At 39.9% G+C, this 17,480-nt stretch carries 13 protein-coding genes; 12 read left to right on the top strand and 1 reads right to left on the bottom strand.

What is annotated here, in order from left to right:
• Positions 1 to 153 precede the first annotated feature (153 nt).
• Positions 154 to 594, top strand: a complete 441-nt coding sequence (locus ACHBIE_RS04060) for a hypothetical protein (RefSeq protein WP_394732767.1) — start codon at positions 154 to 156, stop codon at positions 592 to 594.
• Between the two features lie 1,096 nt (positions 595 to 1,690).
• Here ACHBIE_RS04060 and manA read toward each other — a convergent pair.
• Positions 1,691 to 2,647, bottom strand: a complete 957-nt coding sequence (manA, locus tag ACHBIE_RS04055; protein WP_172067157.1) for a mannose-6-phosphate isomerase, class I — start codon at positions 2,645 to 2,647, stop codon at positions 1,691 to 1,693.
• Positions 2,648 to 2,821: 174 nt separating this feature from the next.
• Between manA and ACHBIE_RS04050 the strand changes: the two genes are divergently transcribed.
• The 11 genes from ACHBIE_RS04050 to ACHBIE_RS04000 all read left to right on the top strand — a co-directional run bounded on the left by ACHBIE_RS04050 (position 2,822) and on the right by ACHBIE_RS04000 (position 16,993).
• The gene (locus ACHBIE_RS04050) at positions 2,822 to 4,129 is read left to right on the top strand and encodes an ABC transporter substrate-binding protein (protein WP_394732766.1); all 1,308 of its coding nucleotides are present in this window, start codon (positions 2,822 to 2,824) and stop codon (positions 4,127 to 4,129) included.
• A gap of 222 nt (positions 4,130 to 4,351) precedes the next feature.
• Entirely contained in the window at positions 4,352 to 5,230 is an 879-nt protein-coding gene (locus ACHBIE_RS04045) for a carbohydrate ABC transporter permease (RefSeq protein WP_024392514.1), read from the top strand.
• Positions 5,231 to 5,233: 3 nt separating this feature from the next.
• The gene (locus ACHBIE_RS04040) at positions 5,234 to 6,061 is read left to right on the top strand and encodes an ABC transporter permease subunit (RefSeq protein WP_172067129.1); all 828 of its coding nucleotides are present in this window, start codon (positions 5,234 to 5,236) and stop codon (positions 6,059 to 6,061) included.
• A 27-nt stretch (positions 6,062 to 6,088) separates the two neighbouring features.
• Entirely contained in the window at positions 6,089 to 6,682 is a 594-nt protein-coding gene (locus ACHBIE_RS04035; protein ID WP_172067128.1) for a hypothetical protein, read from the top strand.
• Positions 6,666 to 8,891 (top strand): alpha-galactosidase, encoded by a 2,226-nt coding sequence (locus ACHBIE_RS04030; protein WP_394732765.1) that lies wholly within the window; start codon positions 6,666 to 6,668, stop codon positions 8,889 to 8,891. Before ACHBIE_RS04035 ends, ACHBIE_RS04030 begins: the two co-directional genes overlap by 17 nt.
• A 129-nt stretch (positions 8,892 to 9,020) precedes the next feature.
• On the top strand, positions 9,021 to 9,734 hold the full coding sequence (locus tag ACHBIE_RS04025; RefSeq protein ID WP_172067126.1) for a UTRA domain-containing protein: 714 nt from the start codon (positions 9,021 to 9,023) through the stop codon (positions 9,732 to 9,734).
• An 8-nt stretch (positions 9,735 to 9,742) separates the two neighbouring features.
• Positions 9,743 to 10,615 (top strand): ROK family protein, encoded by an 873-nt coding sequence (locus ACHBIE_RS04020; RefSeq protein WP_172067125.1) that lies wholly within the window; start codon positions 9,743 to 9,745, stop codon positions 10,613 to 10,615.
• Between the two features lie 2 nt (positions 10,616 to 10,617).
• Complete coding sequence (locus ACHBIE_RS04015; protein ID WP_172008867.1) at positions 10,618 to 11,256, top strand: SGNH/GDSL hydrolase family protein; 639 nt, start codon at positions 10,618 to 10,620, stop codon at positions 11,254 to 11,256.
• Between the two features lies 1 nt (position 11,257).
• Positions 11,258 to 12,241: an acetylxylan esterase gene (locus tag ACHBIE_RS04010; protein WP_172067124.1), complete on the top strand. Its 984-nt coding sequence runs from the start codon at positions 11,258 to 11,260 to the stop codon at positions 12,239 to 12,241.
• Positions 12,222 to 13,613, top strand: a complete 1,392-nt coding sequence (locus ACHBIE_RS04005) for a glycoside hydrolase family 1 protein (RefSeq protein ID WP_394732764.1) — start codon at positions 12,222 to 12,224, stop codon at positions 13,611 to 13,613. Before ACHBIE_RS04010 ends, ACHBIE_RS04005 begins: the two co-directional genes overlap by 20 nt.
• 182 nt (positions 13,614 to 13,795) lie before the next feature.
• Entirely contained in the window at positions 13,796 to 16,993 is a 3,198-nt protein-coding gene (locus ACHBIE_RS04000) for a glycoside hydrolase family 26 protein (RefSeq protein WP_394732763.1), read from the top strand.
• The last annotated feature ends 487 nt before the right edge of the window (positions 16,994 to 17,480 follow it).

Genomic DNA, 17,480 nt, shown 5'->3' with positions numbered 1-17,480 from the left:
CCTTTGATAACTTGCAAGGACTGTCACACGATTTTTTTATATTTAGAAAAAGTGGCATACTGAATATAGAAGAAAAAGGAGGTATATCATGTGATATTCAAAATACAAATACTTACTTCAATATGGATTCGAAAACAGTAAAGGAGGATCAAAATGTTAGAATCCCACAGAATGATTATCAAATTTTTAAAGCAAACTATTTTAGAAGCGGATTTAAAAGCAATGGATTGTGGTCATGAAAAAGATTTTGCAATCATTCCAGAAACATTTGACGATGATTACTTTGGAATACTTTTAGAAAATGATGGCTGTGACATTCATTTAAAAATATATTATGAAACGGAAGAATCGGATTGTTTTGTTACAATTGATTTAGAAGACGGTTTGCATGAATCAATCCATGTGAAATTTACCTTCTCAAATTGGGTAGATGATTTTCAAATTTTTTCTACGGCGATGAAAATGGTACTCGAGCATTATATTATCGGAAATTGGACAGAAGCGATGATAGAAATGCAAGTGATTAGTCTTGCAGGATTTGTCAAAAAATATCAAGATAAAAAGTTTGTTTGGCAAGATGGCTACATTTTTTAATAAAAAGTGGATCATAGAACGTACCACGAATCCAAAACAAATGGAAAATTAAATAGACCATAGTATTGAGATTTTATGGAGTACCTAGTTATCCATTGTTTTAACTGATGCTAAGATGGAAGACTTAAGTTTTCCATCTTTTAGTAAATACTTGGGTTATGAAGAGGAGCATGAATAGTGATTTTATGAAATACTTAGTTATCCATTATTTTATAGATACTAAGATGGATGGTTAAAGTAATCCATCTTTGAATAAAAATCGGATATGTATGAAGTCTATTAATAATCGAAAAATGGTCTAAATTTATACAGTCCATGTTTGACCAATAAATGGACAAAGTAGAACTCCATTTTAATTATTATGAAACTGAAAATTTATGCTCGATTGCCCGAATGACGGGCAACAGCGGGACGCTTTGCTATTCCCCGCTGGCCTAAGTTCGATATTTTTGAGCTGTAAGATAAACAATTGGCTTCGATTCAAGATAGCTTTTTGTTACTTTTTGCCCAAAAATAACGTTTTTGTAGTTTTGACAGCCCTGTGGTCCATCAAAACTACAAACGCTCTCCGAGGGGGCTTGCATACGGCACATTCGCCCTAAGGACAAAAAAACAACATCCTCAAATCACAAGGACATTGTTTAGAAATTATCTGCTACAATAATGAGCTGTAATACTTTATACAGTCCTCAAGCAGCTTTGAATTTAATTGAAAAAGAATTCAACAGGCTATGTACCTTTTTCGCATAAAAAAAGCGTCTTCATGATTATTACACAATCAAAGTAAGGAGCTTTTAGAAATTTTATGTGTTAATAGAAAACACTGTGGAATTCATTGGCTTCTATATAGCAAAAGAATTTTTGATAAACTAATTTGAAAATAATCTATAAAATTACGGAGAAGATAGACGAATAATTGCCAGTGATAATATATAGCATTTTTAGTAATTTTCTATTCGTTTATCAATATTGAAATTTTTTATATTAAAACCAGTCCTCGTTATTCAAGGGCTGGTTTTATTATCTAGCAAGACATGAGTCAATAATTAGTTGAAGCACAATGCGTCAGTTGACAGTACTCTAGTGTGAGATGAGTTTATAATTGATTTTTGTTCGCATGGCTTGCGATGATTTCCATCTGGCCTGTGAAGGTCCAGTCAGTCACATCTGCAGGCAAGATAAAGTGGGTCCCTTTTTCAAGTGGGTAGCTAGTTTCACCGACTTGGATGGAACCTTGGCCTTCTATGACACTGACGAGTAGGTAAGGAATAGTTTGCTTCAGCTGAATTTCTCCCTTGATTTGCCATTTATAGACAGAGAAGAAGGGATTTGAAACAAGGAGGGTTGTGTCAAGTTTGCCTACTTTGAGTTGGGCAGGTGTGGAATTAGCTACGGGCCCGATTGTCAATACGTCGATAGATTTTTCAATGTGAAGTTCACGGAGGTTCCCAGCGTCATCACGGCGATCAAAGTCATAGACACGGTAGGTTGTATCGCTAGATTGTTGGGTTTCTAGTATCATGATACCTTTACCGATAGCGTGCATGGTGCCGCTTGGCACAAAGAAGAAATCACCCTTTTTGACGGATACATGGGTCAACAGCTTGTCCCAATCTCCAGCTTCAATTTGCTGACGGAGTTCTTCTTTGGATTGGGCATTGTGGCCATAAATGATTTCAGCTCCGTCCTCGGCTTCTAAAATGTACCAACATTCTGTCTTGCCCAATTCACCTTCGTGAGCCAAGCCATAGCTATCATCGGGATGGACTTGGACGCTAAGCCAATCGTCTGCATCAAGGATTTTAGTTAATAATGGAAAGACATTATCTGTGGGATTGCCAAATAAATGTTTTTCATTCTGATAGAGGTCATCCAGTCCTCTTCCTTTAAATTGACCATTTGAGACAGTTGTTACACCGTTTGGGTGGGCAGATATAGCCCAACATTCACCAGTCTTTTCACTAGGAATATCATAGTGGTAGTTGGTTTTCAGGCGTTGACCTCCCCAAATTTTTTCGTGCATTACAGGTGTGAGAAACAAGGGTTCCATGATTTTCTCCTTCATAATAAGAATTCTACTATAAAAGTATAACAGATTTTTCAGAAAAAGTTATAAAATTTTATAAAAAAGTATATATTTTTAAACAAAAGTATATACTTTTTAAAAATCTTGTGTTATAATGAAAGCGTAAACAAATGCAAAGAAAAAATAATGGAGGAGAAATCTATGAAAAAAGCATTGTTTAAATTTGGTGTCACAGCAGCAGCAGCTGCACTTGTTTTAGCGGGATGTGCTAGTGGAGGCGGAGGTAGCCAAAGTGAGGATGGAAAAGAAACCATCACTTTTATTAACCACAAGACAGACTGGGAGGGAAATGGTAAATGGGATGAATACATTGCTAAGTTCAATGAGAAATATCCTGACATCACTGTAGAAGTTCAAACCATCACGGACTATGCTGGTCAGATGAAGACCCGTATGAATTCCAAAGAGTATGGCGATGTTCTAATGATTCCAGGTGATATTCAACCGCAAGATTACGCAACCTTCTTTGAACCGATGGGAGACAAGGCGGAGTTAGAAAAGACCTATCTCGGCTTGAACGATCGTTCATTTGAAGGAGTTTCATACGGTATTCCGAGTCAGATGAATGCTACGGGTATGGTGGTGAATATGAAGGTATTTGAAGATGCTGGAATCAAAGAGTTTCCTAAAACTCCGGAAAGCTTCCTAGCAGCTTTGAAAACCATCAAGGAAAAGAACAATGATGTAGTTCCTCTTTATACCAACTACGCAGCTGGTTGGACGCTATCAAACTGGGACTTTACTCGTGCTGGAGCTACAGGAGATGTAGATTTTACCAACAAAATGACGTCTGATACTTCGCCATTTGACCAAGAAGATACAATGGGAACTATTTATAAGCTTTTGTATGATGTAGCCAAAGAAGGTTTGATTGAAGCAGATCCAACAACAACTGACTGGGAGCAATCAAAAGTTGATTTAGCAAATGGTAAGATTGCAGTCATGGTCTTGGGTAGCTGGGCAGTTCCTCAAATTCAAGAAGCAAATCCAGATAATGCATCAAACATTACTTTCCAAGCCTTTCCAATGACTGCATCTGATGGCAAACAATATATGCCAGTAGGTGGAGACTATAACTATGGTATTAGCGTTCATTCAGAGCACAAAGAAGCAGCTCGCAAATTCGTAGACTGGATGGTCAACGAATCTGATTATGCCAAAGATAATGGCGGCCTCCCAACTGTAAAAGGTGCAGATTATCCAGAAGCATTGCAGGCAAGTAAAGAAGCTGGAGTAGAATTGTTTGAAGAAAATCCAGCACCAGAAGGAAAAGAATCACTCTTCAGCGATATTAATAACCAATCTGAATTGGGTATTGGTACAACTGACCTTGAAAAACAACGCATCATTGATGCTGCAGTAGGGAACTCTTCTGAGACTTACCAAGATATTATGAAGGATTTCAACACTCGTTGGGCAGATGCCATTAAAACAGTTGCTGGCAACTAAGAATAGTGGTGGGCTGGTTGGAATTCTCTAACTGGCCCATTATTTAGAACCTGTATTCACAGTTCAGCGCTCCATCTTAGTCTAGTTTTTCAGCTGCTTATCATTCGTTTTTTCAAAATACAGTCAGTATTCCCTCAAAAAATTACCTTGATTAGCGAAAAGCTGTCTCTTATATACAAGCACTTTACTTGTGAATACAAGTTCTTATTTTAGGAGGATCTTATGCTTAAGATGAAAATGAGTCAAGCGGCTGAAAAGCGTTTATTGATTTTCACGTTTACAATTATTCCTGTGCTATTATTGTTAACATTTTCTTATTATCCCTTGGTGAAAATGTTTCAATATAGTTTAACCAATTGGAATGGGTACTCTCCCAATCCGGATTTTGTCGGTTTGGACAATTACAAGACCATTTTAACAAAACCTACTTATTTTACGGTTTTTAAGACTAGTTTGTATTACTTTATTGCAACTTTCTTCCAGTTGGGAATTGCACTTTTGTTTGCGACAATCTTATCTTTCAAGGTAAAATTCGCTAATTTTTGGAAGGGGATTCTCTTTTTCCCTTATCTTTTAAATGGTGTTGCGATTGGTTTCATCTTCTTGTATTTCTACAAAGGCGGAGGAACCTTAGATACGGTTCTTGAGATGTTAGGCTTGGGGGATCAGATTCAACTCTGGTTGGGAAATCGAGAAATTAATAATATTTCTCTTGCCTTTACCTCTGTTTGGCGCTATACAGGCTTTAATTTCCTTGTCTTCCTTGGTGCCATTCAATCCATCAATCCAGAGATTTATGAAGCGGCAGAAATTGACGGTGCCAATCGTTGGGACCAGTTTATCTATATTATTTTTCCAAGTATCCGAAATATCATCTTTTTGAATATTATTCTTGGCGTTAGTGGCTCACTGAGTGTATTTGACATTCCATACATTATGACTGGTGGTTCAAACGGCACTACAACCTTCGTGATTCAAACAATCGATACAGCCTTTAAGTATAACAAGGTTGGTTTGGCTTCTGCTATGGCCATTATTCTTTTGGTCATTGTCGTAGTAGTGACCTTGGTGCAACGCTATGCTACGCAGGAAAGGAAATAAACGATGAGAAGAGAGAAATTGACAATTGGCAAGGTCTTCCAATACCTTGTCCTCATTCTAGGAGCAGTCGTTGCACTGTTGCCCATCTTGGTTGTGTTTATTGGTTCCTTTAAATCAAACAATGAATTTTTGAGCAGCAATGTCCTCGCTCTTCCTAAAACCTGGGATTTTTCAAACTATAAAACAGCCTTTGTCAATGGACAGATGCTTTTGGGTTTTAAAAATACGCTGATCATTTTTGTGGCTAGTATGATTGGGAAGTTGACCTTGGCGTCCATGTTTGCCTATGCAATGAGTCGCTTTAATTTTAAATTGAAGAAAGTGATTCTCGGTCTTTTCATGATTGCTATGTTGATTCCAGGGATTACCAGTCAAGTAGCAACCTTCCAAATCATTAATTCCCTTGGCTTGTTTAACACTATTTGGGCTGTTATCTTGTTGAATTTGGGAACTGATGTGATCTCAGTTTATGTCTTTATGCAGTATTTAGATGAAATTTCAATTTCATTGGATGAATCAGCCTACCTTGATGGAGCAAGTCACTTTGGGATTTTCTGGAGAATTATTCTGCCAAACTTAAAGGCCCCAATTGTGACCATGTTGATTATCAGTGGTGTAGGTGTCTATAATGACTTCTATAGCCCGTTCTTGTATATGCCAGATCGGAATTTGAAAGTGATTTCAACAGCCCTCTTCGCCTTTAAAGGGCCATATGGTACTAACTGGCCAGTCATTCTAGCAGGTGTTATTATTGTTATCTTGCCAATTTTAATTGTATTCTTGTCCCTCCAAAAATACATTTACAATGGGGTGGCTGGTTCTGTTAAGTAGTCAATCATGTGATAGAAAGGAGGACTCATGGAGAAACAATCTCGTTTAATTGCAACCATCAATGGAGTCTATGTCTTGGCTAAGGTCTCAACCTATTTTTGGTGGGGCTTGGTGAGAAGAGGATTCGTTTACGGTTGGTACGGTGCCTTGGCAACTTGTTTGGCACTATATGAAAGTTCACAGCCCTATTATGTGAGTTTGAAAGAAGTGGATTATCTTCCTAAAGAATCCAAAGTTTCAGAGATGCTCATTTCTTCCTTCATGACCTTCTCTTTTCTATTATCCCTTGTCAGCTGGTTTGGTTTGCTTCAAAACTATTCAGACCAGCTCTTGCTAGGCTTTCTTGTGGGAAGTATGTTTTGGCTAGTATTGATGGTTTGGCTTCCCTATTACCAAAGAGTAGAGGGCCTTCGTTTTAAAAAGAGTTTGGCAATGAGTTTGTACTTGATTTCTCGCAATCTTAATGATGTGGCTGTGCAAGGCACCATTTTAACTCTTCTATTCTATCTTGCCCTTACAAAACATCTCCTTATCTGGTTTTTCATGCCGGGTATCTATTGTCTGGTCCTTACAAAAATCAGTCAATTAAGAAAGGAAAAAAAGAATGATACGGGTTTATGAACAAGACTTATATTTTCATTTAAAAAATGACCACATTTCCTATATTTTTCGGGTGATGGAAGATACAGGAATACTGGAACATCTCTATTATGGCGCTTCGATTGCTGATTATGATCAGTTCGACTGGCTCTTAGAACGAGAGATTCGGCCTGGAAACAATCTGGTGGCTGGGAAATTATTGACTTCCCTAGAACATATCAAGCAAGAAATGCCCGTTTTTGGAACGACAGATTTTCGTTACCCAGCTCTTGAAATGACCTATCCAGACGGAGACTCTATCAGTCATTTTCGCTATCAAGGATATAAGATTTTTGATGGAAAGGTAGCCCTTGAGCCCCTGCCAGGAACTTTTGGGGAAGCAGAGCAGGTTCAGGTTTTGGAGGTTTATCTGAAGGATGATTATTCGGATGTCTATTTGACCTTGCGCTATGCCATTTACAGAGATTTGCCTGTTATAACACGTCAGGCTATTTTACGAAATGGTGGTCAGCAGGAGTATTCTGTAAAACAACTGGCTAGTCTGAACCTAGACCTCCCCAATGAACAGTGTGAGTGGCTTCACCTAGATGGAGCTTGGGCGCGTGAAAATCACCTATCGCGTGAAAAAATTCATCGGGGAGTTCAACATGTTTCCTCCACGCGTGGAGCTAGTAGCCATGTTCACAATCCTTTCCTTGCTATTTGCCAACCGCAAACGACAGAGAGTCAGGGACAGGTCTACGGCTTTGGTTTGATCTATAGTGGAAATTTCCGTGCCCAAATAGAATTGGATAATTATGACCGACTACGAGTCCAATTAGGCATCAATCCTTTTCAGTTTCAGTGGCAATTGAAACCAAATGAAATGTTTGTTAGTCCTGAATCTGTCATGGTTTTTAGCGAAAATGGATTGACAGGTATGAGTCAGGCCTTTCATCATCTTTTTAGAGAGCATCTCATTCGGAGTTCTTGGAAAAATAAACCTCGTCCAGTTCTCTTAAATAGCTGGGAGGCAACCTATTTTGATTTTGATGAGAAAAAGATACTTGATATTGCAGAGGCAGCAAGGGAACTAGGAGTAGATTTATTTGTCCTAGATGATGGTTGGTTTGGCAATCGAAATAGTGATAAGGGTTCCTTGGGGAACTGGGTTGAAAGCCACGAAAAATTACCAAATGGTTTAGCCAGTCTTGGCCAAAAGATTCATGCAATGGGACTTCAATTTGGTTTATGGTTTGAGCCAGAGATGGTTTCAGAAGATACTCCTATATATCGTGAGCATCCTGATTGGATCATTGGACATCCGCAGAAAAATATTTCACAAGGTCGAAACCAATATGTCCTCAATTTTGGGAATCCCAAAGTGGTTGATGAGGTTTATAGGCAGATGGATGCCATCTTGCAGAAGGTTCCGATTGATTATCTGAAACTTGATATGAATCGCTATATATCAGAGGCCTATTCTTCTGACTATTTGCCAGACCAGCAGGGAGAGCTGGCTCATCGCTATATTCTGGGTGTCTATGATTTGTATAATCGCCTAAGCAAGAATTATCCACATATCTTGATTGAATCCTGTGCGGGTGGAGGAGCACGATTTGATGCTGGTATGCTCTATTACAGTCCGCAAATTTGGACAAGCGATGATACAGACGCAATAGAACGATTGGCTATTCAGACCGGAACTTCTATGCTTTACCCACTGTCTAGTATGGGCAGTCATGTTTCAGCAGTTCCCAACCATCAAGTCGCTCGTGTCACATCCCTCGATATGAGAAAGAATGTAGCTTTCTTTGGTATGTTTGGTTATGAATTAAACCCTCTGGCGTTGACCGAAGAGGAAAAACAAGAAATCAAGCAGCAAATTAAAGAGTATAAATCCCATCAAGGGTTGGTGATTCAGGGAGATTTTTACCGCCTAGAAACAGGCGATAGTAACCGAGTTGCATGGATGGTTGTGAGCCAAGATCAATCAGAGGCTTTAGTTGGGCATTTTCAACTGTTAGCCCAGCCGAATCCGACCTATCAACGCTTGAAATTAAGAGGATTAAAAGCTGATGTTTCTTATAAAGTACAAGAAAAACAGTCTGAGACACTTCGCTTTGGGAGAGATTTGGAAACGATTGGCCTATTATTGAACGAAAATTATCTAGGCCGTGAAGTGGAGTACTGGTCTAGAGTGATGCCAGGAGACTTTTCGTCTAAATTATTTTATTTAAAAATGGTCTAGACAAGAATTCGGTCACTAGTAGGTATATAATAAAGTAAAGCGTTTTCGTATTTTCTGTTTGACAATCAATCCATTACATGAACTGCTGTCTTGGTTTGTTAAGCTGATAATGATTAGAAGGAGGCAATCATGGAAAAGTATAATGTGATTGCAAATGATGTTAGAAGAAAAATTTTAGATGGTATTTATAAAGCTAATGACCAGCTTCCTTTTGAGAAGGATTTGTGTGAGGTTTATGAAGTTAGTAAAATGACGGTTAAGAAAGCCTTGGACATTCTTGTTGCAGAAGGGTTAATTATTAAACGTCGGGGGGCTGGTACGTTTGTCAAAGATTTATCAGTAGAGGATATGGAGAAGATGGTAGTAGGAAGTCAAATGATTGGTACCTCTGCATATTACCCAACTCGTTCAGTGACCAGTAAGGTTTTGCATTTTGAAATAATTGCCGCGTCAGAAAAAGTAGCCAATAAGCTCAATATTCCAATTGGTAGTTTTGTTTATGACATTGAACGTGTCCGGATATTAGATGGAAGTCCACTTGTTATGGAAAATACCTTTATGCCTGTATCAGTCATACCTGATTTAAGGTTGAAAAATGTAGAAGAATCTATCTATGAGTATATTCAAGATACCTTAGGGATGAAAATTCAAAGTGCTCACCGCAATATTACAGTTCGCAAAGCATCTGATTCTGAAGTAACAAATTTAGAATTAGAACAAGGAGATCCTGTTGGTATAGTGGAACAAATTGGCTTTTTATCTAACGGGACAACCTTTGAGTATTCTATCAGTACCCATCGCTATGATACCTTCAGTATTGAAATGATGATTCGACAAGATTAGGAGAATATATGGCTTTACTAGTTTGTGATATGGGAGGAACTGCTGTGAAAGTTGCCCTCTACAATCAGGGGCAACTCTCCCATCAATCTTCTTTTCCCACTCCAGACAGTTGGGAAGAAATGAAAAATGAATTGAAAAAATTGCAAGAATCATTTTCAACAATTCGGCTGACTGGAGTAGCTTTTTCCAGTCCTGGTTCTGTCAATACGGAAGAGGGGATCATTTATGGAAAAAGTGCCATTCCTTATATTCACCGTTTTCCCATTCAAAAGGAGCTAAGTGACTTATTTGGTCTACCTGTTTCGATTGAAAATGATGCCAACTGTGCTGCATTAGCAGAATTACATCTTGGGGTGGCCAAGGATAGCGCATCCTCTGTTTTCTTCATCATCGGTTCTGGAGTGGGTGGAGCTGTTGCACAGGGCCAATACTTGCTAAAAGGGGAGAATCTCTTTGGTGGGGAATTTGGTTATATGATCCTCCAGGATGGCATGACCTTGAGTCACCTAGTCAGTCCTGTTCACGTGGCAAACCGTTTTGCGCAGGCAGAAGGCTTAGCTGAATCCTTCTCAGGAAAAGACTTGTTTTCTCTGGCTGACCAAGGACATGAAAAGGCCAGACAGGTAGTGGAAGGCATCTATCAGAGTCTAGCTATCGGAATTTACAATGTGTTGATGACTGTAAATCCAGAACTTGTTGCAATTGGTGGAGGCATTTCCGTTCGGGAAGAATTGGTAGAGGAAGTCAGAAAGCGCCTAGACCAGATTATTTTAGAGGCGGATGCTACAGATTTGACATTCAAACTGGAAGCTTGCCAATACCGAAATGATGCCAACTTACTTGGCGCAGCTGCCCATTTTGTGAGCCAATATGGAGAATAAATATGAAGCTATACAAGGATGATACCATCGTCTTTTTCGGAGACTCAATTACAGAGTGGGGGCGAGATAAGAATGATGCAGGAAGCTTGGGACATGGTTATGTTAATCACGTTGCAGGCCAATTAGCCGCTCGATATCCACAAGCCCGTTTTTCTTTCTATAACAGGGGAATTGGTGGAAACAAGGTTGCAGATTTGAATGCCCGTATTTATGAATGTCTTGACCTCAACCCGACAGCCATCTTACTCATGGTGGGAATCAATGACGTTTGGCATACTGTTGGCCTAGAATCATTTGGAAGTCATGCAGAGCAGGATAGGTTTGAACAGGAGTATCGCAAACTACTGACGAGTTTGAAAAAGGCAGGAGTAGAACGAATCCTGGTTATGGAGCCCTTTGTCCTGCCTTATCCCTTGGATAGACGGGAATGGCGAGTTGATTTAGATCCTAAAATTCAGATTGTGCGACGCTTGGTTCAGGAATTTGATTTGGAACTAGTTCCCTTAGATGGACTTCTTAATGAGCAAGCCATTCTCCACTCTGCACAGTACTTGACAGGTGAAGATGGTGTCCATCCGACACTAGCAGGTGCGGCATTTATTGGGAATGAGGTTCTCAAACGTTTGCAAGTGGAGGTATAGGATGAGAACGAAAGATGCTCTAAAACTTTGGGGTGACTATGGTGGTAGTCAACCAAAACCAAAAGATTTTGACGCATTCTGGGAAAGAGCTTTGAATGAGGTTGATGAAAAAGGTCTAGGCTATCAGTTGAGACCAGTCTCTTTTAAAAGTCCGCTTGCAGATTGTTTTGAACTCATTTTTTCAACTGTGGACGGCTCTAGGATTGTCTGTCAATTCTTGAAGCCCAAAGGGGATATTGTGAAATGTCCTGTCATGTTTCAATTTCACGGCTATCACACCAATGTCGGAGATTGGTCTGATAAATTGACTCTGGTTTCCTTGGGCTATATGGTGGTGGCAATGGATGTTCCTGGACAGGGTGGCGCTTCTCAAGATTCTAGCCAGACAAAGGGAGGAACCCTCAAAGGACATTTACTCAGAGGAGTGGAGGAAGGTCCGGAAAATTTATTTTATAAACGAGTTTACCAAGCCATTTATCAGCTTACTCAGATTGTGAAATCGATGCCTGAGGTTGACAGTCAACGCATGTATAGTTATGGCGTTTCCCAAGGAGGGGCATTAGCCTTGGTTTGTGCCAGTCTTTGTCCACAGGTAAAGGCCAGCTTTGTCCAATATCCATTTCTCAGTGACTTTAGAGTAGCCTATGGACTACAAGCAGAACAATCAGCCTATGAAGAAATCCCTTATTATTTCCGCTTTCGAGATCCTTTACATGAAACGGAAGAAGCGGTATTTAGTGCCCTGGATTACATTGACATCCAATACTTGGTGTCACGGGTTCAAGCCGAAGTCTTGTGGGGTATGGCTCTAGAAGATCGAATCTGCCACCCCAAAACGCAATTTGCGGTCTATAATCAATTACAATCAGAAAAAGAATTACTCTTTTATCCAGAATTTGGACATGAGTATTTACCGAAATTTAACGATATGATGCATCAACGATTATGTGCAGAAGGAGAAGATGATGAAAGAATTTCCAGCTAATTTTTGGTGGGGAGCAGCCACATCTGGTCCCCAAAGCGAAGGGCGTTTTGCTAAAAAACACGCCAATATGTTTGACTACTGGTATGAGATAGAGCCAGAAGTTTTCTACAATCAAGTTGGTCCCGATACGGCGTCTAACTTTTACAACAGTTTTCGTGAAGATATTGCTCTCATGAAAGAGGTTGGTCTCAACAGTGTGCGGACCTCTATCCAATGGACGCGTTTGATTGATGATTTGGAAACCAATACGGTCAATCAGGATGCGATTGCTTTCTACAATCAAGTGATTGATTGTTTCATTGAAAATGGTATTCGCCCAGTGATGAACTTACACCATTTTGACTTGCCAGTTGAGTTCTATCACAAGTACGGTGGCTGGGAGTCTCGTCATGTGGTGGACCTCTATGTTGGCTTTGCGGAGCAGGCCTTCAAACACTTCGGTGACCGTGTCAAAGAATGGACAACTCATAATGAGCCAATGGTCGTTGTGGATGGAGAGTACCTTTATCAATTCCATTATCCTAAAATAGTGGATGGGAAAAAAGCTGTTCAGGTAGCCTATCATCTCAACCTTGCCTCTGCCAAAGCCATTTCCAAATTCCGTGAGTTAGGCTTGGATAAGGATGGCGGACGCATTGGTACAGTCTTGAACTTGACGCCAACCTATGCAGCCTCAGAAGCGCCAGCTGACCAAGAAGCAGCTAAATTTGCTGAACTCTGGAACAATAAGATGTTCTTGGAACCAGCTATCTACGGACATTTTCCAGCAGAACTAGAGGAAGTCTTGAGACGCGACAAGGTTATCTGGCAAACAGAATCTGAAGATGCTGCTATTTTCAAGAACAACACTGTGGATTTCCTTGGGGTCAACTTCTACCATCCAAACCGTGTGAAGGCGCCAGACATCGCTCCAAATTCTGTAGGTGACTGGATGCCTACCCGCTATTATGACCATTATGACATGCCTGGACGTCGGATGAATATTGATAAGGGCTGGGAAATCTATCCTGAAGCCATGTATGATATTGCCATCAATATTCGTGACAATTACAAGAATATTCCATGGTTTGTTTCTGAAAATGGTATGGGAGTTTCACGAGAAGAACGGTTCTTGGATGAGAGTGGTCAGATTCAAGATGACTATCGGATTGATTTTATCCGTGAGCATCTGGAATTTCTTCATAAGGGAATCCAAGAAGGTTCTAATTGCTTTGGTTATCACCTCTGGACACCGATTGATTGCTGGTCATGGACCAATGCTTATCGCAATCGCTATGGATTTATCTCAAATAATATCCATACGCAGGTGAAAACCATTAAAAAATCAGGTGAGTGGTTTAAAACTGTTGCTGGTCAAAATGGATTGAACTAAGAAGCTGCTGGAACACCTTGTGCAAAGGACATCAGGTCCTTTAAGTGTGAAAAGTAGTGCTTTGCCATGGGAGGTTTGACCTCCCGATGACATCGGTTCATTTTTTGATGGAGAGCGGTTTTACAATAATCGCTCTTTTTTGCGGTCAATTTTTGGAAAAAATAGATAAAAAGGAGTCTAAAATGGGAAACAGACTGACGAAATCAAGTGTTTTAGCAGGTGTTTTGGTGGCTAGTTGTATGTTGGGAGGGCATGCTGTTATGGCGGAAGAAACAAGTTCGGACCCTATTCTTTCAACAGAAGTTATTCCTTCACCAGTAGGGGAACTTTCTGTCGACACAGAAATGAAAGCGGTTCCCGATGAAAACTCTGAAATCAAAGTCTCAGATGAAAATACGGAAACACAAGCTACATCTGCTCCACAAATTGTTGAAGTAAAGACTGATGAGCCTAGTAGTGAAGAAACAGGAGTTGTAACAGAGATTCAGTCAGAGACAACAGAGGAGGTTGTAGCTACTGAAGGGGTGGAGACTGAAAGTACAAGAGATAGTGTGGTTCTCAATATGGTTGATGAGAAGGCCAGTCAGGAGACCAAGGAATTACTGGACTATCTCAAGGAAAAGGCGGCCAGTCCAGACATCTTGTTTGGACAACAGCATGCCCTTGATGAAGGAGTGAGCTTGACCAGTGAAGGCAGTCGAGCAGGCTCGACTGAATCTGAGGTAAAAAATGCTGTTGGGGATTATCCTGCAATTTTTGGTTGGGATACGCTATCTCTAGACGGTCATGAAAAGCCTGGCGTGGCAGGGGATCCTGAACAAAGCTTGAACAATGTCATCGAATCCATGAAAACTGCTCACAAACTAGGAGGGGCAGTCGTTCTCAGTATGCACCCCTATAATTTTGTGACGGGTGGAAATTTCAATGATAGCTCTGGCAATGTCGTGTCTGAAATTCTACCAGGTGGTACGAAAAACACAGAGTTTAATCAATGGTTGGATCGAATTGCCAGTCTGGCTGAGGGATTAAAGGATGATGAAGGTAAGGATACTCCACTTATTTTTCGTCCCTTCCACGAGCAGAATGGTTCTTGGTTCTGGTGGGGTGCCAGCACAACCAAACCCGACCAATACAAGGCTCTTTATCGCTACACTGTTGAGTATCTTCGTGACCAGAAAAATATTCATAATATCCTCTATGTATATTCGCCAAATACAGCTACACCTGGGGACCAAGAACGTTATTTAGAGACCTATCCTGGTGATGCTTATGTGGACATTTTAGGAATAGATTCCTATGATTCAAAAGACAATGCAGGGTCAGAACAATTCCTTTCAGGCTTGGTGAAAGACCTCTCCATGATAGTGGACTTAGCAGAACAAAAAGGGAAAGTAGCAGCCTTGACAGAATTTGGCTATAGCGCCCAAGGTCTCAATAAAACCGGCAATACCTTAGATTGGTATAGCCGCATCTTTAACACCATTCAATCTGACCAAAAGGCCTCTAAAATTGCCTACATGCTGACTTGGGCAAATTTTGGTCTGCCTAATAACCTCTACGTTCCTTATCGTGATGTCAATGGTAGCCTTGGTGGAGACCATGAATTATTGCCAGACTTTGAAAGATTTTATCAGTATGCCAATACTGTATTTGCCAAGGAAGTGGGCCAAATTTATGGAAAGGGTAAGAATTTCCAAACAAGTCCCGTAACTAATTCAGCCTATCTGATCCGTCCAGCAAATGGGGATATTATTGGTCAGCAAGAGGTCACTATTGTTGTCAAGCCAAGTCAGGAGGATGATGCCGTATCTGTGACAATTGGCGACCAAATTTATCAGCTTTCCAAGGAAGGTCAGTATTTTACAGCAACTATTACACTTCCGGTTGAGTTAGACAATCAAGTCTTGATTGCAACCATCCTATACACCAGTAAGGGACAGGAAACCAAGCAGGAGCAAGTAAAACTATATACTCGTTTCACGCAGAACACAGAATCCCCCCTTATAGTTGATACTTTTGAGCAATATTTTGGAGACAATAGTTTACTGCACCAAGCTTACTCATCGAACGGGGATAAGATTCAAATTAGCTTATCTGAAAACCAAAAGCAAGAAGGCAAATATGGCATGGTCTATGACTATGAAGTTGGAGATAAGGGTTATGCTGGACGTCAAATTTCCTTTGAGAAAAATTGGCAAGGAGCCAATGCCCTAAGTTTCTGGCTCAAACACAGTGGTTATCCTCAACACTTGACTGTCCAAATACGCATTGGCAATGTCAGCTATGAGAAAAATATCGCTTTGACTGAAGCATTCGAAGGTCTAGTTAGCATGCCACTTGCTGAATTTCTACCAGCTGCTTGGGAAGGCAATCAAAGTGCACGCATTGATCAAGTTGGATTAGGCCAAGTAAGTCAATTTGCTTTTTATTTGGGAGGCGAAAAAGGGACTGGTACTCTTTACATCGATGATATTCAAGCAGTCACGAGAGAAGATTTACCTGCAATCGTGGACAAATATGAGCCAGAAGTAGCAACTTATCAACCGACGATCTATCATTTTGATGAGGAAGTTGGGAAATGGAACGGTCCTGATTTGAAGACAGTAGATGGACAGCTTTTTGCCACTATTTCTGGTGAAAAAGATCAGAAAACAGAAATCAATCTCCAAGCCAATCAAGACCTATCCAACTATAATTGGTATGTGGTCAAACTAAAATCAAGTAGCCCAGTTCAAGCTAAACTCTATATTAAAGTTGGTGATAGTTGGCAATGGATAAATAATGAAATTGCCTCCGTAAGCGATCAGTGGACGAATTTGCAATTTGATTTGTCAGACATTGCAGAACGTGGAAATACACGTGAAATTGGTATTGAGGTCCTAGGACAAGGTGGTGAGGACCAAGTTCGTGTTCAGATTGATCAGGTTACTTTAATAAAAGACCTTGCTGAGTTAGAGGACAAGGGGAACGAGGATAGTTTGGAAGAAGAACATTCTACAGACGGTGCATCAAGATCACCTGTAGAAAAAGAGGAACAAAGTAAGGATGGAAATCCAATACGAGAAGTTTCAAATGGGGACCAATCAGTAGAAACGAAACTAAACTCATTGATAGAAGAAGTAAAGAATAAAATGCATGAATCAGTTCCGGTTGAGCAAGTGAATCCCCCAAGAAATGAAACGAAACATCAGTCACCGATCCCTGGTGGTCACATTTTACAAACTAGAAGTCGGCTAGATGTTAGGGCAGAGAAGACAGAACAAACTTCTGCGATAGCTTCTAAACCCTTACCACAGACAGGTGATAGCACTGGTTTATCCTTTATGGTGTTAGGTCTAGGACTCTTATCAGCAGTTCGATGTTTTAAATTGAAAAAATAAAATTAATACTCATCTCCTAAAATAGCTTGGAGCAAGACTCTCCTTAATTCAAAAACCCACTGACTTAATTAGCCAGTGGGTTTTATTACTTATCCGAATCAAAAACTTATTTCAAAAAAGGTAGTGATTCGACTGATTTGTACTGCAATGTAATGAAAGTTCATCTTTCAAAAATCGCTTAAAATCAAGGTTTCTACCGTCTATTGACGTGTAGTGAATCTCTATTTGTCTTCAGTAAAAGTTCAGTAGATAATATTAATAACAAAAAATCACAGACTTAGTTCGGTTTGTTGCTAATAGACGATGAAAAAATAAATCCGTTCAACCATTTGTTCAACCTTTTATTTTTTACATATACTCAGTAAATGATAATATCTTGATAATATCCAATTTTTAATATTAATTTTAACTCAATTTAACCTGAATTTGCCTGCAGGGGAGATAGATATGACTTGAGAAACGTTGTAACATCAGCGTTTCTTTTTGA

This window comes from Streptococcus sp. A23 (genome assembly GCF_043674155.1).
Classification (GTDB): domain Bacteria; phylum Bacillota; class Bacilli; order Lactobacillales; family Streptococcaceae; genus Streptococcus; species Streptococcus suis_V.
Note: the sequence above shows the minus strand (reverse complement) of the source record. Positions and strands in the feature narration are given on the sequence as shown.